Genomic DNA, 25,118 nt, shown 5'->3' on the forward strand with positions numbered 1-25,118 from the left:
TTTAAAGAGTGCGGTGCCGGGGGATATCGCCCGCACAGACCACGGCAGCAACGCTGCTGCTATAACAAGCTGGAAGAGCAGGAATATCAATTGAAGCGAAGAGACTTGTTAACCGGCCTTTTTGCCGCCTCAACCTTTGCACTGGGCAATGGCTTACTCTGGAAGCACGCCCAAAATATCTATTCACCCCGCACTGCAAGCGATCCGCTCGTTACGGGTGATATCTCTGATTCCGAGTCGGTGCGCGCCTTGGCAGAGGCAGAGTCGGCTGCAGTGCAACCCCAAGCCCCGCTGGCGAAGCCCCAAACGCTAACCGCAAGCGCACCAGCCGAGCGTACTGCTGCCGCCACTGAGGCGGCTGTTGAGGTGCCTCAAGTACGCCCGGTTGAGGCCGAGGTGGCGGCCACTGAAGACCGGATTCTTGAGAAGGTGCGCAATTTTGAGCAAGAGTTCGCCGACGATATCTATCTTTCTGATCAAGAGCGCATTGTCATGCTCTCTGTGCTTGCCCGCATGGAGCGTGCAGAGGCGTTTATAGGCCATGGCAACTACAATATTTCCAGTTTCGACTACCTCATTAAGGTGGCCAGGCGCTTTCCGCAAGTGGGGGAGTTTACCCCGGTGGAGCTGGATTTCGTTGAGCGCATCTTTTTCGCAGACGCCCGGCGCTACGGCTTTATGGGCGAAAAGGTCATCTCTGATTTAACGGCAGCCATACCCGATAACGATATTTTCAAAGTGCCCTATAGTGGCCAGTTTATCTACCGTGGCCAATCTGAGCAGTATTATCAAAAGCTTAAGCGCGATATTGGCGATAGCATAATTCTTACCTCCGGTATTCGCAGCAACGTGAAACAAATGCACCTCTTTTTGGCAAAGGCTGCAGTCTCTAATTTCAATTTATCCAAGGCCTCGCGCTCGCTGGCGCCACCGGGGCATTCGTTCCACGGCGTGGGTGATTTTGATGTGGGTAAAGTGGGCTGGGGCATCGCCAACTTCAGCGACAAGTTCGCTCAAACCGACGAATTCAAGCGCATGCAGGATTTGGGGTACGTGCAAATCCGCTATACCGAAAATAACCGTTTGGGCGTGCGCTTTGAGCCCTGGCACATCAAAGTGGTGTGATCGCGCGTTATACTAAGGCCTGCACAAATACATGTGAGGCCTTGCCATGGGTGATGTGGTTCCCTTTAAAAAGCCCAAACTTAAAGACAAGTTCAAAGGTAAAACCTTGTGCCGCGAGGGTTTTCACAAGTGGGTGGTGGTTACTGCCAACCAGTTTGATGTTAAGCAGGGGCGTTTGGTAACAGTGTATAAATGTGCCCGCTGTGGCGAGCGCAAGGTCAAAGCCATTTAGGGTAACCCCGCTCCCCCTTGTTATTTGGCCAAGGCTTATGGCCGTAGTTTTTAGGCTATAGCCTGTAGCCAGATGGGCTTTGCAGCTCCCCCTTACATCCGCTTATTATCAGCTATTTGTGTTTGGGCAATAAGTGTGTGCGGCTATGGCTCAGCAGGTCGTGCAGGGTTTGGCTGTCTTTATCAATTAGCGCCCAAAGATACCCCAGCCCCAGTGCCAGAGCCGAGGCCCACGCAAGCAGCCAGCGCGTAATGGCGGCCTTGACTGTCAGCCGCTTGCCCGTTGGGTCTAGCACGGCAATGCGCCAGGTTTTCATACCCAAGGTCTGGCCGGATTTCACCCAGAAAAAAACAAAGTACAACGCCAGCAACAGCAGCCAGCCAATAAAGCCGGGCCAGCCCAGGTTGGCTTTTTCGCCTTCGGCCAGCACATAGCCAAACACCGCCACCTTGGCCCACAAAAATGCGGCCCCATAGGCAATGCTCACGGCAATCACTAACAGGAAATCGTAAAGCATGGCGCCCAGACGGCGCAGCAGCGAGGGGTATTGAATGTCGGTCATGAGTGCGCTTGCAGGCTTCGGTAAGTGAGGGTTAGGGGGGAATCGGCTGCCGGTGATCCGAGGCAAATCAGGCCGCAGCCTTCAAGGGGCAGTTCTTCACGGCGCAGGTAAATCTCGCGCTGGCCTTCCGGGGTAACGTAGGTGCCATTGGTGGAGTGATCCACCAGTACGAATTTGCCTCGGCGGTACAACAGGTGGCAATGCTCGCGCGAGGCTAGCGGCGTGTCTACCACCTGGGTGTTGCTCGCGGCCCGGCCGAAATAGAATGGCGTGTGCTCGGGTGCAATAACGGCTTTGATATTGGGCCCAAATACTTCCATCGCCTGACGCTGTACTTGCTGGGTGGTGTGAATTAACGACATCACTTGCGTGGCCTGGTGCTCAGTGCGCGCAGGCTGCCATTGGGCGCGGTAGATTACGCTGCGCTCGGCACCGCCCTTAAGGGCTACCCGGTCGAATTCGCTGCACAGTGCCTGTTGGGGTGCGGGTAGGGCGGCAAACATGCGGGCAGAGAGGATTATCTCTTCGGCCCGTGCCACCTTGGCCACAAAGGCTGCATCGTTCACGGTTTCGCCAAACAGGTCGTTATCGGCCTCGATCACTTCCCCGTAGCAAAGTCCGATACGCAGCTGCAGCGAGCCCTCAAGCGTCAGCCGTTGAATGTCTGTTGCTGCCTGTAAGCCATTGCCAGGCTTGCTAAAGCACGCCATGACTTCATCGCCGATGGTTTTTATCAGCACCCCTTGGTGCTTGGCGATAATGGCAGTGGCCGACTGCAGCAATTGTCTTATTTTGAACTCGGCAGCGTGATTGCCCAGCTCTTTGTAGAGGCTGGAACTACCACACACGTCGGCAAACATTACCGCGCACTGTCGAGAGGAATTGGGCATGCAGGCTACTCAACGATGAAAGTGGCAATTATGAAGGCAAGTGGTGCCGGTTACAATTCATGGGCTAGCGCCTTGCCGCCAAGACCGGGATGCAATTCACCCGTTGTGTGCCGGAGTTTGCTATCCTGCTGGCCACACACTGTTCAGTGAGTGCCCGTTTCTTGGCGCACAGTACGCGCGGCGGGTTAAACAGCGAAAAGGAGAAGCGAGATGGCGACTGTAACTTTGCATGGAAATCCCTTTGAAACCGTAGGGTCTTTGCCGGAGGTGGGCAGCCAGGCACCCGGCTTTACCCTGGCCAAGGCTGATCTTTCGGATGTATCGCTCGGTGATTTCACCGGCAAGCGCGTTGTGCTGAATATCTTCCCATCCATTGATACGCCCACTTGTGCCACATCAGTGCGTGAATTCAACAGCAAGGCCGCGGCTGCAGATAACGTTGCAGTGCTGTGTGTATCGGCAGATTTACCCTTTGCCTTGGGCCGTTTTTGTGGTGCCGAAGGTATTACCAATGTGGTGCCGGCCTCCAGTTTCCGCTCAAGCTTTGGTGATGACTATGGGGTTGCCTTTAAAACCGGCCCGCTAACAAAATTGTTGTCGCGTGCGGTGGTGGTAATTAATGAAGACGGCAAAGTGGTTTACACCCAGCAAGTTGCTGAAACCGGTGACGAACCCGATTACGAGGCCGCCCTCAACGCTTTGAGCTAGGCCCTTGTAATACTTGTTCACCCAAAGCCCCGGCAGGGGCTTTTTTATTGCCATTTTTTTGTGTGTACATGGCGTGATCTGCGGTGGCAATGAGTTGATCGAAGTTGCGGCCTTGGTCGGGAAACAGGGCAACGCCCAGGCTCGCCGAAGTGTACAGGGTGTGTTTTTTATACTCGATTGGGTGTGACAGCGCGTGCGTTAATTTCGTAACAATTTTTTCCGTTGGGGTGGTGATGGTGTGGTCGGGCAGAATAATTACAAATTCATCACCCCCTATACGGCACACCATGTCGTTGCTTCTGAGCGCCTCCTGTAAACGCTTTACCGATGTGCAAAGCACCTTGTCGCCGGCAGCGTGGCCGTAAGTATCGTTAATGGGCTTGAAGTCGTTGAAATCTAAAAACACCAATGCAATGCGGCTGCCATTGCGCTCCGCGGCACGAGCACACAGTTGGAAATAGTCGCGCCCGCGGCGCAGGTTGGCGGCCCCTGTGAGGGTATCTTTGCCCGCCATCTCCTGAAGTGCCGTAATTTTTGCATTTATTTTGGTGGCCATGCGAATAAATGCATTTTCCAGCTGCCCCAGTTCATCGGTGCGGTTGCTTGCCTTGGGGAAGTTAAAGCGCGCACTTTCAATACCTTGTACCCATTGAAGAAGTGCGGCCAGGGGCGCTGCAAATTGCCTGCGCAAATCCACAAATACATAAATTGAAAATGCCACTGAAGCTGCCAGTACACAGGCCGCCAAAATGAAATACCGATGTTGTAAATGTTGGGCGCGCTTAACGGCAAGGGCAGTGCGCGTATCAACGGATTCATAAAACAATTGAATGGGTTTCATGATGCGCGCTTTGGCATCGTGGTAGGCGCGATTAAACACCAATTGCGTGGCGTTGGCCTGCAGTGCAGGTGTAATGTTGGGTGGCTGTTGATTTGCCAGTGCGTGGTATTTATCCATCAATAACATCGCTTGATCTTCAATGCGAACAAGCGCGTCAGATTCACGTTTGGCTTGCGCAAGCAGCGAAAGCTCCGAATCGGTAAATTCGGCCGCCTGGATTTTTTGAATTAACGGTGTGGCAGCAGGGCCGTTCAGGTGTTCTGGCACTTCTTCAGACACCAGGTGCCAGTAAATTCGATTGTACTTTTCAGGCTGTTGGGTGGTGCCGTTACGAATATCGTGAATTTGCTGGAAGTAGTGGTAGTAGCGTCGATCACCGGTAACCACATAGCTGCGCACCATGCGCGTGAGATCATCTGAGCTGCGGCGCAATTCATCGGCCAGTTGGTAAGAGGTAAACCTCTCTGTCTGGGCCTGATTTAGCGCAAGCGTCGCCTTAAAGGCCAGGGCAATGCTTGTGACTAATCCACATAACAACAAGCCCGCCAATAGAAAGAATACGCCGAGTCGCGTTGCAATCGTCATGGGCGTTCATTTGCTTAAGATGATTTTAACGCCATCCAGTATACCCAAGGGACGCGGGCCAGCTGCTAATCCATTTGTAATGTCGCCGGTAGGCGCTTATAACTTTCCGGGCGGTTGTTATGTGGCCGGAATCGGGGCAAGTTTGAGGTATTTCAGAGGCTACAAAAAAGCCCCGCCCAATGGGCGAGGCTTTTGTGTTGGTACCAGAGGCCGGACTCGAACCGGCACGCTTTTAAGGGCGGGGGATTTTGAATCCCCTGTGTCTACCAATTTCACCACTCTGGCTTAATTCGTTTTCAAGGGCGCAGGGCCTTGAGAGAGCGTGATTATAGCGGCGACTTTCTGCCCGTCAACCGATTTTATATGCCAGCGCCAAGATTTTGCCGGCGGGCGGGAATTGGCGCGGCAGGCCTTTTGCTATACCCTTGCCGTCCTTTTTTATTAACTGATCAGATATTAACCACGCCATGCGCAGGCAAGACTTTTACTACCAATTACCCGATGAGCTCATCGCCCGCAACCCGGTGCCCGAGCGCACCGGCAGCCGCCTGTTGTGCCTGGATGGCGACACCGGCGCCATGTCGCACGGCCAATTTGCCGAAATCATCAACCTGGTGCAACCGGGCGATTTGATGGTGTTTAACGACACCCGTGTGATACCCGCGCGCGTCTACGGGCAAAAGGCCACCGGCGGCCAGGTAGAAATACTGGTTGAGCGGGTACTGGATCGCCATAACGTCAAGGCCCACGTGAAGGCCAGTAAAGCGCCCAAGCCCGGCACCCATCTGGTGTTGGAAGGCGGCGCCATTGTGCATGTGGAAGGCCGAGAAGATGCATTGTTTTTACTGCGCTTTGAAGGGCCGGCGCTGGAATTGCTGGAAGAAATCGGCCACATGCCCTTGCCGCCCTATATTGATCGCGCAGACGCTGCGGCCGATCGCGAGCGCTACCAAACGGTGTATGGCAAAAAGGCCGGCGCCGTAGCCGCCCCCACGGCGGGCCTGCACTTTGATGAGCGCCTGCTGCAACAGCTGCAAGATAAGGGCGTAGAGCTTGCGTTCGTCACCCTGCACGTAGGGGCTGGGACCTTTCAGCCAGTGCGGGTAGACAATGTGTTCGAACACAAAATGCACAGCGAAGTCATGGAGGTCACGGAGGCTGTGTGCGAGAAGGTGCGCGCCACCAAGGCCGCCGGCAAGCGTGTGATTGCCGTGGGTACCACCTCCGTACGCTGCCTGGAAACCGCCTCGCAAAGCGGTGAAATTGCGCCTTATCAGGGCGAAACCCAAATTTTTATCTACCCCAGTTATCGCTATAAAGTAGTTGATGCGTTGGTCACCAACTTTCATTTGCCTGAATCTACACTGCTGATGCTGGTTTCAGCGTTTGTGGGCTACCGCTACACCATGGATGCCTACCGGGAGGCGGTGGCCGAGCGCTACCGCTTCTTCAGTTATGGCGATGCGATGTTTATTACCCGAAACCCCGTGGCTCACGAAGAGCATGTGGGCGATCAACCCGGAGTTTAGCTGTGTCTTTTATGCACTTTGAGGTAGATACCTCTGACGGGCGCGCCCGCCGCGGCCGCCTGACCTTCCCGCGCGGTGTGGTGGAAACCCCGGCGTTTATGCCTGTGGGCACCTACGGCACGGTAAAGGGCATGTTGCCCCGCGATATTGAGGCCATAGGCGCCCAGATTATTCTGGGCAACACCTTTCACCTGATGCTGCGCCCGGGCACCGAGGTGGTGAAGGCCCATGGTGATCTGCACGACATGATTCAGTGGCAGGGCCCCATCCTCACAGATTCCGGTGGCTTCCAGGTGTTCAGCCTTGGCAAGATGCGCAAAATCACGGAAGAGGGGGTGACCTTTAAATCGCCCATTAATGGCAGCCCCGTAGAGCTTAACCCTGAAATCGCCATGCAGGTGCAGCGCGATTTGGGCTCAGACATCGTCATGATTTTTGATGAATGCACCCCATACCCGGCCACCGAAAAACAGGCCCGCAGCTCCATGGAGCTCAGCTTGCGCTGGGCCAAGCGCTCTAAAGATGCCCACGGCGATAGCCCGTCTGCGTTGTTTGGCATCGTGCAGGGCGGCATGTACGAAGATTTGCGCTCCCAATCGCTCAAAGGGCTTACCGACATCGGCTTTGATGGCTATGCCATTGGCGGCCTCTCGGTAGGTGAGCCCAAAGAAGATATGGTGCGCATTCTCAATCACATTGTGCCTGAAATGCCCAAGGAGAAGCCGCGCTACCTCATGGGGGTTGGCAAACCGGAAGATCTGGTTGAGGGCGTGCGCCGTGGTGTGGATATGTTCGATTGTGTGATGCCCACCCGCAACGCGCGCAACGGTCATCTGTTTACTACCACCGGCGTCATTAAAATTCGCAACGCCGTCCACCGTCACGACACCAGCCCCTTGGATGCCGAGTGCGATTGCTACACCTGTAAAAATTTCAGCCGCGCCTACCTGCATCACCTGGATAAATGCGGCGAAATGCTGGGCGCGCAGCTCAACACCATTCACAACCTGCGCTTTTACCAGCGCATCATGGCCGAGCTGCGCGAGGCCATTGCCAAGGGGGCGCTGGAGGCTTATGTGGCCAAGTTTTATGCACGCCTCGGCAAGCCAGTACCACCTGGCCCGGATGCGCCGCTTGTTGAGCAGGGCTAAGCGGGTATAATCGCCAACCTTGCAATCGGGTGACAGTGCCCATATTACGGTCAAAGACAATAATAAGACGCCAAGCGTTGGTCTGATCAAAAAGTGCACAACTCAAAATAACTGGGCGCCCGGGCGCCCGCGACGGAAACCACTATGTTGAATCGCTACCCTCTGTGGAAGAATCTGCTGGTTTTGGCAGTTATCGCCATGGCCTTTGTTTTTGCCATGCCCAACCTCTACGCGCCAGATCCGGCGGTGCAAATCTCCGGTGAATCCAGTGCCATGGAGCTGGATGAAGCTGTGCTCAATCAAGCTACCAAGGCGCTTACCGAAGAGGGGATAGACCACTTCGGCGAAACCGTGACGGAAAAAGCGGCGTTGATCCGCTTAACCAAAGCCGAAGACCAGCTGCCCGCCAAGCGCATTATCCAGCGCGCCTTGGGCGACAGCTATGTGGTAGCGCTCAACATGGCCCCCACCACGCCCGATTGGCTCACAGCGCTAGGGGCAGGCCCCATGAAGCTTGGCCTGGATTTATCCGGTGGTGTGCACTTTTTGATGGAGGTAGATACCGCCTCGGCCATCGCCAAGCGCCAGGAATCGAGCATTGCAGAATTCAAAGGCAAGCTGCGTGAAGAGCGCATTCGCTATGTGTCTGTGGATTTAAGCAAAGCCGGCGTGATTAGCGCGGTGTTCCGCTCGGCCGAAGATCGCGATGCCGCCGCCGCTATTTTCCGCAAAGATTTTGCAGATTTGGCCCGCGACACCGAAGATCGCGACGATGGCACCTTTGCCGTTACCGCCACCTATACCGAAGCCGCCATTCGTGAAATCGAAAACTACGCGGTAAGCCAAAACTTAACCACGCTGCGCAACCGCGTGAACGAGTTGGGCGTTTCCGAGCCCATTGTGCAGCGCCAGGGGCGCAACCGTATTGTGGTGGAGTTGCCCGGCGTACAGGATACAGCCGAGGCCAAACGCGTAATTGGTAAAACCGCCAATCTCGAGTTTCGTTTGGAGGCCAAGCCAAGCGAGCTGGTAACCAACAAAGAGCAGTTTGATTTCAGAAGTGAAGCCGATCAGCGCCGCACCGGTGGTGCATTTCTTGAGCGCCAGCTGATTATTTCGGGCGATCACGTAAGCGGCGCGCAGAGCAGCTTCGACCCTGAAACCAACCAGCCCCAGGTAAACATCAACCTCGATAGCGCCGGCGGCGCCAAAATGCACCGCTCTACACGTTCAAATGTTGGGCGCCGCATGGGTGTATTGTTTATTGAATACAAAACCCGCCTGGATCGCAGCATCAACGAGGCCGGTGAAGAAGTGGTGACGCCGCGCCAGATTGTTGAGAAGAAAATAATCTCGCTGGCCACCATTCAAAGTGCGCTAGGAGTGCAGTTTCGTATTACCGGGCTGGATAACGTAGCCGAAGCCTCAGAGCTTGCGTTGCTCTTGCGTTCCGGTGCCTTGGCGGCGCCTATGTATTTCGTGGAAGAGCGCACTATTGGCCCGTCGCTGGGTGCTGAAAATATTCGCGTAGGTGTGCTGTCTGTACAGATTGCCTTTGCCATCGTGCTGGTGTTCATGCTGCTTTACTACAAGGTGTTCGGCATTGCGGCCAACATTGCACTGGCGGCAAACGTGATATTGCTGGCTGCGTGTATGTCTATGTTGGGCGCAACACTTACGCTGCCCGGTATTGCCGGTATTGTGTTGACCGTGGGTATGGCGGTAGATGCCAACGTGCTGATTTTCTCGCGCATTAAAGAGGAGGTGGCCAATGGCTTGCCGGTACAAACCTCTATTAATGCCGGCTATGAGCGCGCCTTTACTACCATTTTGGATGCCAATATCACCACCCTGATTGTGGCGGTTATTTTGTATGCCATTGGTACCGGCCCGGTGAAAGGGTTTGCGGTAACGCTAAGCCTCGGTATTTTAACCTCGATGTTTACGGCCATTATGGTGTCGCGCATGGTGATCAACACCATTTACGGCGGCCGCAACGTTAAGAAGCTGTGGATCTGAGGAACTGACCATGATGACTATTGCAAAGAAAACAATTAATTTCATGGGCGCACGCCTGGTTGCCACGGTGATCTCTGGCCTGTTGATTCTCGGTTCAATCGGCTCGCTGGCGGTTAACGGTTTGGCCTTCGGGCTGGATTTTACCGGCGGTGTGCAAATTGAAGTGCGTTACGAGCACAAGGCCGATCTTGAAAAAATCCGCGGCATTTTAACGGATGCCGATTACAGCAACGTGGTGGTGGTGAACTTCGGTTCCGATGAAGACGTGCTGATTCGCATGCAGCAAGATTTTGAAGAAAGCCTTGGCGATGAAGTGCTGGGTCTGTTGAAGGCTGAAGAGCCCGGCCAGATTCAGTTGCGTCGTGTGGAATTCGTGGGCCCACAGGTGGGCGAAGAGCTGCGTGATAGCGGTGGCATTGGCATGCTGTTTGCGCTGGCGGTGGTGATGGCCTATGTGGCCATGCGCTTTCAGTGGAAGTTCGCCCTGGCCGCTGTTGCTGCCTTGGCGCACGATGTGATTATTACCCTTGGCTTTTTCTCGATTATGCAAATCGGGTTTGATCTTTCGGTGCTGGCTGCGGTGCTGGCGGTGGTAGGTTACTCGCTTAACGACACCATTGTAGTGTTCGACCGCATTCGTGAAAACTTCCCGGTGCTGCGTAAAACCGAGCCCGTTGAGGTGGTAAACGTTTCGCTGACACAAACCCTTGACCGCACCTTAATGACATCCGGTACCACCTTGATTGTGTTGCTGGTGCTGTTTTTCTACGGCGGTGAGCTGTTAAGCGGATTCTCCTCTGCATTGCTTATAGGTATTGTGATTGGTACCTACTCCTCTATCTATGTGGCTTCAAACCTGCTGATGGGCTTGAAAATCACCAAGGAAGATTTGATGCCGCCAGAGAAAGAGGGCAGCGAAGTGGACGAAATGCCCTAGTTGGGTTGCACTCTGATATGATTAATGGCGGCCTTGGCCGCCATTTTTTATGGGCCCTGTGGCTGCCTTTTCATCTTTTGCGGCAATGACCATGAGTGATTCAACCCGTTCCTCCAAAGATCAAGCCCGATTGCGGTATTTGTCGCTCACGCCTGAGCAAGTGGAGGCGGCAAGCCCCGATGAGCTGCGCGATCGGGTGATTCGCTACCAACGTATTTTTCAGGGCAGCCAGTGCGGCTTTTGGGAGTGGAACCTCAAAAGCAACAAGCTGTATTGGGAGGGCGAGTTCTGGGATAAGCTCGGTTACGATCGCGCCGCACGCGCTGCCATAGACAGCGGGCAGGATCTGTTTGCCTTTGTACACCCTGAAGATGTCCACCTCATTCAAGAGGCCATTGAGGCGCATGTTATTGATGGCGTGCCCTACAATGTTATTTACCGCATTCGACGCGCCGACGGCAGTTTTTGTTGGACCCAGGCACGCGGGCTTTCCTATAAGGCTGAAAACGGCAAGGTGGCGTTTTTATCAGGCGTGAATTTTGATATTTCCGAGTTAAAAGCAACCGAAGATAAATTGCGCCAGAGTGAAGCGCGCCATGAGCGCATTATTGCCGCCTCTAACGATGGTATTTGGGAGTGGAGCAGGGAAGATAAATCCCTGGATTTCTCCGCCCGCTGCTGGCAAATGCTGGGCTACGAAGAAAACGATGAAGTGTTAACCCAGGGCCGCAACCGATTGCAATTGTGGTATGACCTGATGCACCCGGAAGATGTGCCGCGCTTTAAGCAGATGTTGGCCGAGCACATAGGCCGCAATCGCCCCTTTGATATCGAATACCGCATGAAGGCTGTGGATGGCCGCTACCGCTGGATTAAGGGGCGTGGGTCTGCAGCGCTCAATGAGGCGGGTGAAGTGATCAGTATGGCGGGCAGCAATATGGATATCACCCTGCTGAAAGAGGCTGAAGAACGGGTGATGCTGGCCAAAGAGGGTGCCGAGCGCGCCAACCGGGCCAAGTCTGAGTTTTTGTCGAGCATGAGCCACGAGTTGCGCACACCGCTCAATGCCATTATGGGGTTTGCGCAGCTGTTTGATTACGACAACAACCTCAGCACTGAGCAGCTTGAAAATATTCGTGAAATTCGCAAGGCCGGCACCCACTTATTGCAGCTGATTAACGATGTGCTGGATTTGGCAAAAATCGAATCGGGCAAACTGTCGTTATCGCTAGAGCCGGTATTGCCTTCACGGGTAGTGCGCGAGTGTGTGCAACTGGTGCAATCTTTGGCGGAAACCCGTGCGGTAAAAATCAGTGTGGATTTCCGCAAGTGGACAAACACCTACATTCACGCAGATGGCGTGCGCTTAAAGCAGGTGTTGTTAAATTTAATGAGCAATGCCATCAAATACAACCGCATGGGTGGCTCTGTGGAGGTGGTGTTTTTTATGCCCGACGATGGCCACATTCGCATCGGTGTGCGCGACACGGGCGTGGGTATTCCCAAATCCAAGTACAAGGAAATGTACCAGCCCTTCAATCGGCTGGGTGCAGAGGGCGGCAAAATTGAAGGCAGCGGTGTCGGTTTGGTGATTACGCGCAGGCTTATGGAAATGATGGGGGGCACCATCGATTTTGAAAGTCGCGAAGGCCAAGGCACCACCTTTTGGCTAACTTTCCAGATTTCCGAGCAGCAAGACCCCGAGCTGCCTGCGCACACCCACACGCCGATCGCACGTGCAGAGCTTGAAATCACAAGCCTGCACCGGGTGCTTTACATCGAAGATAACCCGTCAAATATTCGTGTTATTCGCCAATTTTGCAGCCGCTTTGAGCAATTGCAGTTAGAGGTGGCCGAGGAGGCGTTTTTGGGCTTGTACAAGGCGCGAACCTTTTGCCCGGATGTCATTATTTTGGATATCAACCTGCCCGGTATGGACGGCTTTGAAGTGCTGGAGGTGTTAAAGGCCGACCCGGCTACAGCCTCAATTCCCGTGGTGGCGCTCTCTGCCAATGCCATGAGTTTTGATATCGAGCGCGGGCGCAAGGCGGGCTTTTTTGAATACCTAACCAAGCCCATTGATATTAACGCGCTGATTCACACGCTAAACAAGTTGGTGAGCTAAGGCGCGCCTTGGTTGTGAGTGGTGATCGCAGTCGTGAACTGCGGGTTGGCTGCCGCATTCCCTTGCTGGCAGCCCGGTAGGCATAGCTAATTGCAGGTGTGTACAGCTTCTGGTGCGGGTTACTTTTGCACGTGGCCCATGTGGCCGCTCACAATTTGCAACAGCGGTTTAAATACTTTGGGAGCGCCGCACACAAGGTTGCCGTTATCCAGGTACTTGTTGTCGCCTTTGAAATCGGAAATCAAGCCGCCTGCCTCTTTCACAAGCAGTACGCCTGCGGCGATATCCCACTCGTTTAGGTTCATTTCCCAAAAGCCGTCAAAGCGGCCTGCGGCAACGTAGGCTAGATCCAGTGACGCAGAACCTGCGCGGCGGATGCCAGCGGTTTGGCCGGCAATTTCTTGTAAGGCCGCAAGGTAAGGGTTGATGTGCTCCAGTGCCCAGCCGTTAAACGGGATACCGGTGCCGATGAGGGCGCCTTCCAGGCCGCGGCGCGCAGTTACGCGGATGCGTCGGCCGTTGAGCATGGCGCCTTTGCCTTTGCTGGCGGTAAATTCTTCACGCTTGATGGGGTCGTACACTACGGCGTGCTCAATAACACCCCGGCGCTTGCACGCAATAGACACCGCAAAGTGTGGAATGCCGTGAATAAAGTTGGTGGTGCCGTCGATGGGGTCGATGATCCACTCGTAATCGCTGGTGCCGCTTTTACCTTGGTTAAAGCCGCCTTCTTCGCCGCGAATGTTGTGATCGGGGTATGCTTTGCGCAGGTGGTAGATCACCTCTTTTTCAGCAGCCCTGTCAACTTCGGTAACAAAGTCATTCTGGCCTTTGGCCTCAATGGCAACAAAATCTACGCGCTCCATTGCGCGTTCAATCAATTCTCCGGCCTTGCGTGCAGCACGCAGGGCAATGGTCAGCATGGGTTCCATGGGGACTCCGACAGGGCAGTTGAATGTTAGAGAGCGCAGTTACCGCGGGGCAGGTTTTACCTGCGGGGTAAATGAGGGGCGCGGATTATAACAGCACTGTACTTAATAGCATAGCGGGCATTTGCCATACCTGTGGGCCTGACGCTGCCCATTTGGTACACTGCGCGCCTTTTCAGCGCCCGGAACTCGCAACATGACCCAGCAACCCTCAGATTGGCTTTCACAGGTACGCATCGTACTGGTAAACACAAAGGCCGCCGGCAATATCGGCGGCGCGGCGCGGGCCATGAAAAATATGGGCCTGTCAGACTTGTGGCTGGTAGAGCCGCGGGAATACCCAGCCGAAGAGGCCACCTGGCGTGCGGGCAATGCCGAGGATGTACTTGATGGTGCAACGGTCGTGCCGACGCTGGCAGACGCATTGGCAGATTGCGGCCTGGTGATTGGCACCAGCGCACGCGGGCGCTCCATTCCCTGGCCAATCCAAACGCCAAAAGAGGCGGCCGGGCAGGTGGCAAAAGAGTCGCGCCAGCACAAGGTGGCTATTGTATTTGGGCGCGAAGACCGTGGCTTAACCAATGAAGAGCTGCAGATGTGCAATGTGCACCTGCATATTCCCGCCAACGAGGCCTACAGTGCGCTCAACCTGGCGACCGCTGTGCAGGTGGTGTGTTACGAGTTGCGTATGGCCATGCTCACCGAGCGCGATGGGGCAGAGCCGCATTTCGACGACTGGGATCAGCCACCCGCCAACAACCAGGAGCTGGAGTACTATTACCGGCACCTGCAAGAAACCCTCGAAAAGCTGGATTTCATCACCCACGATAACCCCCGCCAAACCATGACGCGGCTGCGCCGGCTGTTTAACCGCGCGCGCCTGGATCAAATGGAGCTCAATATCCTGCGCGGCATACTCACCGCCACACAAAATGCCATGTACCACAGCGAAAACCGCATAAAAGCCCTGGAGGCGGCGCTGGCTGCGAAAGAGTAATACCTTAGTGTTTTACTTGGGTTTATACTTGACTGGATTAGTAGGTTATTTATAATGCCCCTCCCGTTTGTAGGGCATTAAAGTGGATGGAAAACGCCTATGAGACTGACAACGAAAGGTCGCTATGCGGTAACCGCCATGTTGGACTTGGCAATGCATGTTCAACACGGCCCCACGAGCCTGGCCGATATATCCAAGCGCCAGGATATCTCTCTGTCTTACCTTGAGCAGCTGTTTTCCAAGTTGCGCCAATCCGAGCTTGTCACCAGCGTGCGTGGCCCCGGTGGCGGCTATCGCCTGAGTCGCGAGGCCGAGCAGATCTTTGTTGCCCAGATTATTGATGCTGTCAATGAATCGATCGACGCCACCAACTGTGGCGGCAGTGGCAACTGCCAGAATGGCAAGGTATGCCTTACCCACAACCTGTGGAGCGACCTGAGTGACCAGATCCACCAGTTTTTAAACTCCATCAGCCTGGCGGCCCTGATGCAGCGCCACGATGTGCGCGCAGTGTGTACCCGGCAGGATGACGAAATGCGCTCGGTCACGCTGATGGAGGCCAGTCACCCGTGAAGTTGCCGGTTTATCTCGATTACGCAGCCACCACCCCGGTAGATCCGCAGGTGGCCAGCGCCATGGCTGAATGCCTCACCGCTGAAGGCGCTTTCGCCAATCCGGCTTCGCGCTCACACATCTTTGGCTGGCAGGCTGAGGAAAAGGTAGAGGCCGCCCGCGCGCAAGTGGCGGCATTGCTGGCGGCAGATCCACGTGAAGTGGTGTGGACTAGCGGCGCTACGGAATCCAATAATCTCGCCATCAAGGGCGTGTTTGAGGCCGCAGGCTTTACCGGCCATTTGATTACCAGCGTGTGCGAGCACAAGGCGGTGATTGATCCGGCTAAATGGCTGGAGGCGCGCGGGGTGGAAGTTACTTGGCTCAAGCCAGATAGCCGCGGGTGTATCAGTGCGGCAGACGTACAGGCAGCGCGCAGGCCCGATACTCGCATGGTGAGCTTGATGCACGTTAACAACGAAACCGGTGCGATTAATCCGATTGCTGACATCGGCGCCTGGTGCCGGGCTGAAGGCATTTTGATGCATGTGGATGCCGCCCAGTCGGCGGGCAAACTCTGCATAGACGTAGGCAGCCTCAATGCCGATTTGTTGAGTATGTCGGCGCACAAGTTTTATGGCCCCAAGGGCGTGGGTGCACTGTATGTGCGGCGCGCCATTGCAGGCCAGCTGGTGGCGCAAATTCATGGTGGCGGCCACGAGCGCGGTTTGCGTTCCGGCACCTTAGCTACCCATCAGTTGGTGGGCATTGGCGCTGCCGCACACTTGTGCCAGCAGTTGCGCGAGCAGGAAATGGCGCGCATTGGCCAGTTGCGCGATCAGCTGTGGGCCGGCATTGCCGATTTGCCGGGCGTTGCCCGCAATGGCGAGCAGGTAAGCCCAACGCATTTGAATGTGTGCTTTGGCGGGCTCGATGGTGAATCGCTGTTGTTGTCGCTGCGCGATATCGCCATATCTTCAGGCTCGGCCTGCACCTCGGCCAGCATGGAGCCCTCCTATGTGCTGAAGGCCATGGGGCTTTCTGATGCCGACGCCCATAGCTCGGTGCGTATTTCCCTGGGCCGCTTTACCACCGAAGCAGACGTTACGCGTGCCATTGCACATATTCGAACCACTGTTGGGCAGTTGCAGGCCGCCTGATTATTTATTTTTAGCCAGGTGACCTCGTCACCCAGTAAACGCAGTAGAAGGTCTTATGACTGAGCAGATTGATAAGGCGCTAAAGCGCGAGTACGAAGCGGGTTTTGTATCTGCAATCGAATCGGAAACCTTTGCGCCCGGTTTGGATGAAGATGTCATCCGTCGCATTTCCGCCATGAAGGAGGAGCCCGAGTGGATGCTCGAGTGGCGCCTGAAGGCCTACCGCAGCTGGCGCGAAATGGAAGAGCCCGAGTGGGCGCACGTGGTGTACGACAAAATCGACTACCAGTCGATCTCTTATTACTCTGCACCTAAAAGTATGAAAGATAAGCCCAAGTCGCTAGACGAGGTGGATCCGGAATTATTGCGCACCTATGAAAAGCTCGGTATTCCCCTGGTTGAGCAGCAAATGCTGGCGGGCGTGGCGGTGGATGCGGTATTCGACTCGGTATCGGTGGTGACTACCTTCCGCGAGAAGCTTGCAGAAGCGGGTGTGATTTTTTGCCCCATTTCAGAGGCTGTGCACAAACACCCGGAGCTTGTACAAAAATATCTGGGCAGCGTTGTGCCCCCCAAAGATAACTTTTTTGCGGCACTGAATTGCGCTGTATTTACTGATGGCTCATTTGTATATATTCCAAAAGGCACCCGCTGCCCCATGGAGCTGTCTACCTATTTCCGCATCAATGAGCAAAACACTGGCCAGTTCGAGCGCACGCTCATTGTGGCCGATGAAGGCAGCTATGTAAGTTACCTTGAAGGTTGCACCGCACCTCAGCGTGATGAGAACCAGCTGCACGCGGCAGTGGTTGAGTTGGTGGCCCTTGATGATGCGCAAATAAAATACTCTACCGTGCAAAACTGGTACCCCGGCGATGAAGAAGGCCGCGGCGGTATTTACAACTTTGTCACCAAGCGCGGCATTGCCCATCACCGGGCAAAAATCAGCTGGACACAGGTAGAGACCGGCTCCGCAGTTACCTGGAAATACCCAAGCTGTATATTGAAAGGCGACGATAGCGTAGGCGAGTTTTACTCGGTGGCGCTCACGCGCGCCAAGCAGCAGGCCGACACCGGCACCAAAATGATTCACTTGGGCAAAAACACCAAGTCCACCATTATTTCCAAGGGGATTTCCGCCGGGCGTAGTAACAACAGTTACCGTGGCTTGGTGCGCATGAATCCCGGTGCCGACGGTGCGCGCAATTTCACCCAGTGCGACTCGCTGTTAATTGGTGATCAATGTGGAGCGCATACCTTCCCCTATGTGGAAAGTCGCAACCCCAGCGCTATTGTGGAGCACGAAGCCACTACATCAAAAGTGAGCGATGACCAAATGTTTTTGTGCCGCCAGCGCGGGCTGGATCCGGAAAAAGCCGTGTCGATGATTGTTAACGGCTTCTGTAAAGAAGTATTTAAAGAGTTGCCCATGGAGTTTGCCGTTGAAGCCGGCAAGCTGTTGGAAATCAGCCTTGAAGGCTCTGTGGGTTAAGTTCAGGTTCAGGAATTCAATATGTTATCTATTAAAAATTTGCACGCGCGCGTCGAAGACAAAACCATTTTGAAGGGCTTGAACCTGGAAGTTAAACCAGGTGAAGTGCATGCCATCATGGGCCCGAACGGTGCGGGTAAAAGTACCTTGGGTTATGTGTTGTCTGGCCGCGAAGGTTATGAGGTAGAGCAGGGCAGTGCCGAACTCAATGGTGCAGATCTGTTCGAGATGGAAACCGAAGAGCGCGCCCGCAGCGGCCTGTTTCTCGCATTCCAGTACCCCGTGGAAATTCCGGGTGTAAGCAACATGGAGTTTTTAAAGGCCTCTGTAGATGCCGTGCGTGAAGCCCGTGGTGAAAGCGCCTTAAGCTCAGCCGAGTTTTTAAAAATGGCCAAGGTTGCCTGCAAGCAGGTTAATCTGCCGCTGGATTTTTTAAAGCGCGGCGTTAACGAAGGCTTCTCCGGCGGTGAGAAAAAGCGCAACGAAATCATGCAGATGATTTTATTGGCCCCACGCCTTTGCATTTTGGATGAGACCGATTCAGGCCTCGATATCGATGCATTGAAAGTGGTTGCCGATGGCGTCAACGACCAGCGCTCGCCCGAGCGCAGCTTTGTGGTGGTTACCCACTATCAGCGCCTGCTGGATTACATCAAGCCCGATTTCGTGCACGTACTTTCAGACGGAAAAATTGTCAAAAGCGGTGGCCCGGAGCTTGCCAAAGAGTTGGAAGCACAAGGGTACAGCTGGCTGGCAGATCACCCAGACGAGGTGAGTGCCTAATGAATGCTTGGTTGGATGCGGCGCTGACCGAGGCGCCCTTAAACGATCACTTAAGCGAGCAGCGAAGCCGTTCGCTGGCATTGCTGCGCGAGGCCGCATGGCCTTCACGCAAAGTAGAGGCCTGGAAGTACACGCCCGTACGGCCGCTGGAACAGGCCCAGCTGCAAGCGGCCAATCCGCAGTCTGCTGCAGTAATTGAACCCATTGCCGGGCTGGATGCCATTGAGTTGCACTTGGTAGATGGTCGCCCGCAGTCGCTGTCGCAGCCGCTGCCTGAGGGCGTACACATTCGCCCGCTAAATGCTGGCGATGCGCTGGCCCAAACCGTATTTGGCCAGGTAAAGCCTGCGCGTCACTATTTCGGTTTGGTAAACGATGTGCTGGCCGCCGATGGCTGGGTGATAGATGTGGCCGCAAAGGTAAATGTTGAGCAGCCGCTGCGCATTGTGTATCACACCAGTGCCAACGCTCATGCCCATGGTCGTGTGTTGGTGCGCGTGGGCGAGGGTGCGAGCCTGGCAATTGTTGAGCAATCGGTAGCCGATGCGACGGCAAACAGTGTGTCTACCTATTTTGCCGAATACCAAGTGGGTGCGGCAGCCCGGTTGGAACACTACCGCTTCGCCATGCAAACGGGTCAGGCGATGAGCGTGGGTGGTTGCCACTTTGAATTGTCTGATCGCAGTGAATTGCATTCAACGTTGGTGGGCTTTGGCAGTGAGCTTGCGCGCCTTGATGTAGATGTTATTCACGGTGGCGAATTTGCGAGTGCCAATATGAACGCCGTGTACTTGTTAGACGGCAAAGAGCTGTTTGATCTGCACACCACCATTGAGCACGCCAAGCCTAACGGTACCACCGAAGAAAATGTGCGCGGTATTGCCGGTGGCCAGTCGCGCGCGGTGTTTAACGGCCGAATCCATATCCATCGCCATGCCCAAAAAACATTGGCAGAGCTGAATAATCGCAATTTGCTGTTAAACCGCGGCGCCGAAATTAACACCAAGCCCGAGCTTGAAATCTACGCAGACGATGTGCGTTGTGCTCACGGCGCAACTGTTGCTGAAACCGACAAGCGCGCGCTCTACTATTTGCAAAGCCGTGGCATCAGCCGCGCGCAGGCGCAAATCATGTTGAATTTTGGTTTTATCAACGAGTTGGTTGATGCTATGCCAAATGCGGCGCTGGCCGAGTGGTTGCGCCCGCAGTTGCGCGCACGCTTTGCCAATATGGGTGAATTATGAGTTTTGATGTGAGTGCCTTGCGCGCCCAATTTCCCATCTTGGCGCGTGAAATAGACGGCAAGCCGCTGGTGTATCTTGATAACGCCGCCACCACGCAAAAGCCCCAGTGCGTAATTGATGCTCTGGTGGATTACTACAGCACCTGCAATAGCAACGTGCACCGTGGCGCACACCGGCTCGCCGATGAAGCCACCAGCCGTTATGAAGGCGCGCGCGATACGCTGGCTGCATTTATCAACGCCCGTCAGCGCGAAGAGGTGATCTGGACAAGCGGCACCACCGAGGCCATCAACATTGTGGCGCACGGTTTGGGTTTGCAATTACAGCCCGGCGACGAAGTGGTGGTCACCGAAATGGAGCACCACGCCAACATCGTAACCTGGCAGCAGGCCTGTAAAGCCGGTGGTGCCAAGCTGAAAGTGGCGCCCATTTTCGACACCGGTGAGCTGGATCTGGCGGCATTTAAGTCACTCCTGGGCCCGCGTACAAAACTTGTGGCCTTCCCCCATGTGTCTAATTCGCTGGGTACGGTAAACCCCATTGAAGACATGACCCGGGCAGCCAAAGCCGTGGGTGCGTGGGTGTTAGTGGATGGTGCGCAGGGCATTGCCCATGGCGGCGTGGACGTACAGGCCATTGGGTGTGATTTCTATGCCTTTTCGGGCCACAAAATGTTTGGCCCAACGGGCATTGGTGTTTTGTGGGGGCGCGCCGAATTGCTGGCCGAGTGGCCTGTGTGGCAAACCGGCGGCGAGATGATCAGCGAAGTCACCTACCAGGATGCCAAATGGAATACCCTGCCTTACAGGTTGGAGGCCGGTACCCCCAATATTGCCGGTGCCATCGGCTTTGGCGCAGCCGTTAGCTGGTTTGCCTCGCTGGATTTACAGGCCTTGCAGGCTCACGAGCAGAAGGTGCTCGCCTACGCCCATGCCCGTGCGGCCGATTGTGAGGGCTTGCAGATAGTGGGCACCGCCCCCAATAAAGCAGGTGTGTTGAGCTTTTTGATGGCCGGTGGCCACCCGGCAGATGTGGGCTTTTTGCTGGATCGGCAGGGGGTGGCCATTCGCACCGGGCACCACTGTGCCGAGCCGCTCATGAATCGCTTGGGCGTGCCTGGTACTGCGCGGGCCTCCTTTTCAATTTACACCGACACCGCAGATATTGATGCGCTGTTTACAGCACTTGAGAAAGTGAAAACGCTGTTGGCGTGAGGTAATTATTGTGAGTTCCAGTGTTTCGACATTCGATCCAAAGGCCCCCTTGGTAACCGTTACCGAAAAGGCGGCCAAGCACTTTGCCCGCAAGCTTGCCGACTCTGGCAAGCCGGTGGTGCGCCTGAGTATCAAATCCAGTGGCTGTACAGGTTATGCCTATGTGCTTGATACCGTTGAGGGCACAGAGCCTGGCGATACCTTGCTTGAGGTGGGTGAAAATGTGCGCCTGGCTATTTCGGCTGATGCCGCACCCGTGATTTCGGGTACCGAGATCGACATGGTCATAGAGGGCGTAAACCGCGTGATTAAATACAACAATCCCAACGTGGTGGCTGAGTGCGGCTGCGGTGAAAGCTTTTCTGTGAACTGAGGCCCCAATGCAGCAACAAATGGTGGTAACCCGGCGCGATTGCCCGGCCCGGCGTGTGCCCGTTGGCACGCCGGTGGTGATCCCCGAGGGTGAGTTTGTCAATATCCGGCAGAGCTTGGGCGGCAACTACACCGTCACCTGGCAGGGCAATATGCTGCGCATTGATGGCACCGACGGTGATGCCATTGGCATGGAGCCTGAGCAGCTTGATTTTGAAGACGATGGATCCGGCATTATTAAAGAGGCCCAGGTTTGGGCGGCACTTGAAACCATTTTCGACCCGGAGATTCCTATTAATCTGGTGTCTCTGGGGTTGATATACGCGGTAGCCATAGAGCAAGACGCCCAGCGTGTGAACATCAAAATGACGCTAACCGCGCCCGGGTGCGGCATGGGGCCGGTGTTAGTGGGCGATGTTGAATACCGTGTGGCCAAGGTGCCCGGTGTGAAAGAGGTGGCGGTAGATTTGGTGTTCGATCCGCCCTGGTCGCGCGACATGATGAGCGAAGAGGCGCAGCTCGAAGCGGGCCTGTTTTTCTAGGCCTGGGATTTGCGTGCGCCCTCAGGCAATAAACATTAAGGAGTGGTTGTGAGCTTACCCAGCACAGAGGAAATACTGGAGGATTTGGCGTTTTTCGATGACTGGGAAGAGCGCTACCGCTACATCATCGATCTGGGCAAGGCGCTGCCGCCCATGAATGACGCCTTGAAAACCCCGGAGCGGCTGGTGAAAGGTTGCCAGAGCAATGTGTGGGTGGAGCCCAGCCTTGAAGATGGCCATTTGCACTTCAGCGTAGATAGCGATGCAGTGATTGTGCGCGGTCTGCTGGCGGTGGTGATGGCGGCGTATCAGGCGCAAACACCGGCGGCGATTCTGGCCTTTGATATCGATGGCTACTTTGCCAAGCTAGACCTCGAACGCCACCTGAGCCCTACGCGGGGCAACGGCTTGCGGGCCATGGTGGGGCGGGTGCAGGCGATTGCCCGGGCCGCCGCTGGCTAATGGGGTAAATTGTCCTCATAAATGCGGCTCGCCGCGTACAAAAGTACTTGAAACCCGCGTATAATCCGCGGGTTTTATGTTTAGGAAGTTGGGGTAATTGGCCAAACTGGCGGCCAAAAGCCCGGATTTTCAAGAATATAGCGGCAAACAGGCTAAAACTGGCCTTTTTGCTGAGTGCGGGCCAAGCGCCTCACACCCTTAATTTTTTCACTCACTGAAGTATGTTCGGAGATTTACATGGCCGTTGAACGCACCCTTTCCATCATCAAACCCGATGCCGTTGCCAAAAACGTTATTGGTGAAATTTACACCCGTTTCGAAAAGGCAGGCCTGAAGGTTGTTGCCGCCAAAATGAAGCACCTGTCTCAGGCTGAGGCCGAAGGCTTCTACGCCGAGCACAAAGAGCGCGGCTTCTTTGCCGACCTGGTGGCCTTCATGACCTCAGGCCCTGTAATGGTTCAGGTTCTGGAAGGTGAAAACGCCGTATTGGCAAACCGCGAACTGATGGGCGCGACCAACCCTAAAGAAGCGGCTGCCGGCACCATTCGTGCAGACTTTGCCGAAAGCATTGATGCCAACGCCGTACACGGTTCAGACGCTGTAGCTTCTGCCCAGCGTGAAATCGCGTACTTCTTTGCAGAAACCGAAATCAGCTCACGCTAATTTCGCATAGGTGAATCCCATGGTTGAGGTACAGGAAGCCACAGGCGCGCCCGCAAAAGTGAATTTGCTGGGCCTGACACAGTCGAAAATGGAAGCGTTCTTCGAGTCCATTGGCGAAAAGCGCTTCCGTGCCCAACAGGTATTGAAGTGGATTCATCAGCTAGGTGTGGTCAACTTCGAAGAGATGACCAACATCAGCAAACCTCTGCGCACCAAGCTTGCCGAGGTGGCAGAGGTTCGTTTTCCCGAGGTGCTAAAACAGCTGGATTCCGCTGATGGCACCCGCAAATTTCTGATCAAGGTCGACGGTGGCAGTGCCATCGAAACCGTGTTCATTCCCGATGGCGAGCGCGGCACTTTGTGTGTGTCGTCGCAAATCGGTTGCTCGCTGGATTGCAGCTTTTGTGCAACGGGTAAGCAGGGCTTTAACCGCGACCTCAGTGCCGCTGAAATCATCGCCCAAGTGTGGATTGCCGCCAATTCATTTGGCCAGCTGTGTGTGGGCGGGCCCCGTAAAGTGACCAATGTGGTGCTTATGGGCATGGGCGAGCCCTTGCTTAACTTCGATAACGTAGTGGATGCCATGCACCTGATGATGCACGATAACTGCTACGGTATTTCCAAGCGCCGCGTAACCTTGAGTACCAGCGGGGTTGTGCCAGCGCTGGATAAGCTGGGCGAGCACACAGATGCATGCCTGGCTATTTCCTTGCATGCGCCCAACGATGCGCTGCGCAACGAGCTGGTGCCCATCAATAAAAAGTACCCCATTGCGATGCTGTTGGAGTCGGCCCAGCGTTACATTGAAGGCCTGCCGGACTCGCACCGCAAAATCACCATTGAATACACGTTGATAGACCAGGTAAACGACCGCCCGGAGCATGCCCACGAATTGGCGGAACTTTTGCGTGATGTGCCGGTCAAAATCAACTTAATTCCGTTTAACCCCTTTAGTCAGTCTGACTACAAGCGGGTCAGCAATAATGCACTGCGCCGGTTCCAGAACATTCTGATCGAAGCGGGTTTTATTGCGACGGTGCGCACTACCCGCGGTGATGATATCGACGCTGCCTGCGGGCAGCTGGCAGGCAACGTGAACGATTTGACGCGCCGTGCCGAGCGTTACCGCAATAAAATGGCGCAGCAGGAAGAAGCTGTGCGGATAATCGGCCAGTAAATTGAGAGATAAGGGTGTCCATGTCTACTGTTAAGATCACTGTGCTGTTAGCCATCTTGGGCCTGATGTCAGGCTGTATTACAACGATGGAAAAAGATGCGCCGAAAATGAAACCCGAAAAGGCCTTGGAAACCCACATTCGTTTGGGGCTTGGTTACATCGGTGAAAACAATCTGGACTCCGCCCGCTTCCACCTGAATAAAGCCGCAGAAATTAAACCCAGCGACCCGGGTGTGCTGAACGGTAAAGGCTTGTTGTACCAGCTTGAAGGTGAGCCGGGGCTGGCTGAGAAGGCCTTTAAAGAAGCACTTCGTCGCGATCGCGACTTCACCCAGGCGCGGCTCAATTACGCCACCTTCCTGTATGGCAAAGAGCGTTATCAGGAAGCCTATGAAAACTATGAAATTGCCTCTGAAGACCTGAATTACGATCGCCGTGCAACTGCACTTTATGGCCTGGGTATGGCTGCTAAAAAGCTTGGCCGTAACGAACGGGCCCTAGCGGCGTTTAATCACTCGGTGCTCTTGCAGCGTAACTTTTCGGCTTCGCACCTGGAGTTGGCCGATTTTTATTTACAGCAAAAAGATTACGCCAAGGCGAAACAACACTTGACTGCCTACGAAGTCTATAGCCGCCCCAGTGCCCGTAGCCTGTGGCTTGGTATTCAGATTGAACGAATATTTGGCAACAAAGACAAAGAGGCAAGCCAAGCGCTGAGTTTGAAAAGCTTATACCCTTATTCGCAAGAGTATTTGGAATACAAGAAAAGTCAGGGAAGCCGATAACCCAGCATAGGGTTAGACAATAATGAACAATCAACGGCCATT

At 54.8% G+C, this 25,118-nt stretch carries 25 protein-coding genes and 1 tRNA gene; 21 read left to right on the forward strand and 5 right to left on the reverse strand.

Features of this window, described 5'->3' with window-relative positions; translation table 11 throughout:
- Positions 1 to 90: 90 nt before the first annotated feature.
- Both L1F30_RS06320 and L1F30_RS06325 read left to right on the forward strand, forming a co-directional pair.
- On the forward strand, positions 91 to 1,125 hold the full coding sequence (locus tag L1F30_RS06320; RefSeq protein WP_253360765.1) for a M15 family metallopeptidase: 1,035 nt from the start codon (positions 91 to 93) through the stop codon (positions 1,123 to 1,125).
- A gap of 46 nt (positions 1,126 to 1,171) precedes the next feature.
- Positions 1,172 to 1,357 carry a hypothetical protein gene (locus L1F30_RS06325; protein WP_253360767.1) on the forward strand — a complete coding sequence of 62 codons (186 nt, stop codon included), beginning with the start codon at positions 1,172 to 1,174 and terminating at the stop codon, positions 1,355 to 1,357.
- Positions 1,358 to 1,469: 112 nt separating this feature from the next.
- Here the strand turns inward: L1F30_RS06325 and L1F30_RS06330 are convergent, their stop codons facing one another.
- Both L1F30_RS06330 and L1F30_RS06335 read right to left on the reverse strand, forming a co-directional pair.
- The gene (locus tag L1F30_RS06330) at positions 1,470 to 1,919 is read right to left on the reverse strand and encodes an RDD family protein (RefSeq protein WP_253360769.1); all 450 of its coding nucleotides are present in this window, start codon (positions 1,917 to 1,919) and stop codon (positions 1,470 to 1,472) included.
- Complete coding sequence (locus L1F30_RS06335) at positions 1,916 to 2,809, reverse strand: adenylate/guanylate cyclase domain-containing protein (RefSeq protein ID WP_253360771.1); 894 nt, start codon at positions 2,807 to 2,809, stop codon at positions 1,916 to 1,918. The genes L1F30_RS06330 and L1F30_RS06335 overlap by 4 nt, the downstream gene beginning before the upstream one ends.
- A gap of 210 nt (positions 2,810 to 3,019) precedes the next feature.
- Here L1F30_RS06335 and tpx point away from each other — a divergent pair, with 210 nt between their 5' ends.
- On the forward strand, positions 3,020 to 3,517 hold the full coding sequence (tpx, locus tag L1F30_RS06340) for a thiol peroxidase (protein ID WP_253360773.1): 498 nt from the start codon (positions 3,020 to 3,022) through the stop codon (positions 3,515 to 3,517).
- Here tpx and L1F30_RS06345 read toward each other — a convergent pair.
- Positions 3,501 to 4,943 carry a diguanylate cyclase domain-containing protein gene (locus L1F30_RS06345; RefSeq protein ID WP_253360780.1) on the reverse strand — a complete coding sequence of 481 codons (1,443 nt, stop codon included), beginning with the start codon at positions 4,941 to 4,943 and terminating at the stop codon, positions 3,501 to 3,503. The two genes, tpx and L1F30_RS06345, sit on opposite strands and share 17 nt — an antisense overlap.
- 198 nt (positions 4,944 to 5,141) lie before the next feature.
- Positions 5,142 to 5,228 (reverse strand) — tRNA-Leu (locus L1F30_RS06350).
- A gap of 182 nt (positions 5,229 to 5,410) precedes the next feature.
- Between L1F30_RS06350 and queA the strand changes: the two genes are divergently transcribed.
- The 5 genes from queA to L1F30_RS06375 all read left to right on the forward strand — a co-directional run bounded on the left by queA (position 5,411) and on the right by L1F30_RS06375 (position 12,704).
- Positions 5,411 to 6,472 carry a tRNA preQ1(34) S-adenosylmethionine ribosyltransferase-isomerase QueA gene (gene queA / locus L1F30_RS06355; RefSeq protein WP_253360782.1) on the forward strand — a complete coding sequence of 354 codons (1,062 nt, stop codon included), beginning with the start codon at positions 5,411 to 5,413 and terminating at the stop codon, positions 6,470 to 6,472.
- 11 nt (positions 6,473 to 6,483) lie between these two features.
- Complete coding sequence (gene tgt, locus L1F30_RS06360) at positions 6,484 to 7,623, forward strand: tRNA guanosine(34) transglycosylase Tgt (protein WP_253361762.1); 1,140 nt, start codon at positions 6,484 to 6,486, stop codon at positions 7,621 to 7,623.
- 144 nt (positions 7,624 to 7,767) lie between these two features.
- Positions 7,768 to 9,642 carry a protein translocase subunit SecD gene (gene secD, locus L1F30_RS06365; RefSeq protein ID WP_253360784.1) on the forward strand — a complete coding sequence of 625 codons (1,875 nt, stop codon included), beginning with the start codon at positions 7,768 to 7,770 and terminating at the stop codon, positions 9,640 to 9,642.
- Between the two features lie 13 nt (positions 9,643 to 9,655).
- Positions 9,656 to 10,579 (forward strand): protein translocase subunit SecF, encoded by a 924-nt coding sequence (secF, locus tag L1F30_RS06370; RefSeq protein ID WP_253361764.1) that lies wholly within the window; start codon positions 9,656 to 9,658, stop codon positions 10,577 to 10,579.
- A 91-nt stretch (positions 10,580 to 10,670) separates the two neighbouring features.
- Complete coding sequence (locus L1F30_RS06375) at positions 10,671 to 12,704, forward strand: PAS domain-containing protein (RefSeq protein ID WP_253360786.1); 2,034 nt, start codon at positions 10,671 to 10,673, stop codon at positions 12,702 to 12,704.
- Between the two features lie 119 nt (positions 12,705 to 12,823).
- Here L1F30_RS06375 and L1F30_RS06380 read toward each other — a convergent pair whose 3' ends face one another.
- Entirely contained in the window at positions 12,824 to 13,636 is an 813-nt protein-coding gene (locus L1F30_RS06380; RefSeq protein ID WP_253360788.1) for an inositol monophosphatase family protein, read from the reverse strand.
- A gap of 193 nt (positions 13,637 to 13,829) precedes the next feature.
- On the opposite strand from L1F30_RS06380, the gene L1F30_RS06385 reads away from it, so the two are divergent.
- The 13 genes from L1F30_RS06385 to pilW all read left to right on the forward strand — a co-directional run bounded on the left by L1F30_RS06385 (position 13,830) and on the right by pilW (position 25,076).
- The gene (locus L1F30_RS06385; protein WP_253360790.1) at positions 13,830 to 14,630 is read left to right on the forward strand and encodes an RNA methyltransferase; all 801 of its coding nucleotides are present in this window, start codon (positions 13,830 to 13,832) and stop codon (positions 14,628 to 14,630) included.
- A 99-nt stretch (positions 14,631 to 14,729) separates the two neighbouring features.
- On the forward strand, positions 14,730 to 15,203 hold the full coding sequence (gene iscR, locus L1F30_RS06390) for a Fe-S cluster assembly transcriptional regulator IscR (RefSeq protein ID WP_253360791.1): 474 nt from the start codon (positions 14,730 to 14,732) through the stop codon (positions 15,201 to 15,203).
- Complete coding sequence (locus L1F30_RS06395) at positions 15,200 to 16,342, forward strand: aminotransferase class V-fold PLP-dependent enzyme (protein WP_253360793.1); 1,143 nt, start codon at positions 15,200 to 15,202, stop codon at positions 16,340 to 16,342. The genes iscR and L1F30_RS06395 overlap by 4 nt, the downstream gene beginning before the upstream one ends.
- A gap of 55 nt (positions 16,343 to 16,397) precedes the next feature.
- Positions 16,398 to 17,834, forward strand: a complete 1,437-nt coding sequence (sufB, locus tag L1F30_RS06400; RefSeq protein WP_253360801.1) for a Fe-S cluster assembly protein SufB — start codon at positions 16,398 to 16,400, stop codon at positions 17,832 to 17,834.
- Between the two features lie 21 nt (positions 17,835 to 17,855).
- Positions 17,856 to 18,617, forward strand: coding sequence for a Fe-S cluster assembly ATPase SufC (gene sufC, locus L1F30_RS06405; RefSeq protein WP_253360809.1), 762 nt, complete (start codon positions 17,856 to 17,858; stop codon positions 18,615 to 18,617).
- Positions 18,617 to 19,861: a Fe-S cluster assembly protein SufD gene (gene sufD / locus L1F30_RS06410; protein WP_253360811.1), complete on the forward strand. Its 1,245-nt coding sequence runs from the start codon at positions 18,617 to 18,619 to the stop codon at positions 19,859 to 19,861. The genes sufC and sufD overlap by 1 nt, the downstream gene beginning before the upstream one ends.
- On the forward strand, positions 19,858 to 21,075 hold the full coding sequence (locus L1F30_RS06415; RefSeq protein ID WP_253360813.1) for an aminotransferase class V-fold PLP-dependent enzyme: 1,218 nt from the start codon (positions 19,858 to 19,860) through the stop codon (positions 21,073 to 21,075). The genes sufD and L1F30_RS06415 overlap by 4 nt, the downstream gene beginning before the upstream one ends.
- A gap of 10 nt (positions 21,076 to 21,085) precedes the next feature.
- Positions 21,086 to 21,448: an iron-sulfur cluster assembly accessory protein gene (locus tag L1F30_RS06420; RefSeq protein ID WP_253360822.1), complete on the forward strand. Its 363-nt coding sequence runs from the start codon at positions 21,086 to 21,088 to the stop codon at positions 21,446 to 21,448.
- A 7-nt stretch (positions 21,449 to 21,455) separates the two neighbouring features.
- A complete protein-coding gene (sufT, locus tag L1F30_RS06425; protein ID WP_253360823.1) occupies positions 21,456 to 21,989 on the forward strand; it encodes a putative Fe-S cluster assembly protein SufT in 534 nt (177 codons plus the stop codon).
- A gap of 48 nt (positions 21,990 to 22,037) precedes the next feature.
- Complete coding sequence (locus tag L1F30_RS06430) at positions 22,038 to 22,451, forward strand: SufE family protein (RefSeq protein ID WP_253360825.1); 414 nt, start codon at positions 22,038 to 22,040, stop codon at positions 22,449 to 22,451.
- Positions 22,452 to 22,688: 237 nt separating this feature from the next.
- Positions 22,689 to 23,114: a nucleoside-diphosphate kinase gene (gene ndk, locus L1F30_RS06435; protein WP_253360827.1), complete on the forward strand. Its 426-nt coding sequence runs from the start codon at positions 22,689 to 22,691 to the stop codon at positions 23,112 to 23,114.
- A gap of 19 nt (positions 23,115 to 23,133) precedes the next feature.
- Positions 23,134 to 24,291, forward strand: coding sequence for a 23S rRNA (adenine(2503)-C(2))-methyltransferase RlmN (gene rlmN, locus L1F30_RS06440; protein ID WP_253360829.1), 1,158 nt, complete (start codon positions 23,134 to 23,136; stop codon positions 24,289 to 24,291).
- 20 nt (positions 24,292 to 24,311) lie between these two features.
- Entirely contained in the window at positions 24,312 to 25,076 is a 765-nt protein-coding gene (gene pilW, locus L1F30_RS06445) for a type IV pilus biogenesis/stability protein PilW (protein ID WP_253360830.1), read from the forward strand.
- The last annotated feature ends 42 nt before the right edge of the window (positions 25,077 to 25,118 follow it).

It is taken from the genome of Simiduia sp. 21SJ11W-1 (genome assembly GCF_024138675.1).
Lineage (GTDB): Bacteria > Pseudomonadota > Gammaproteobacteria > Pseudomonadales > Cellvibrionaceae > Simiduia.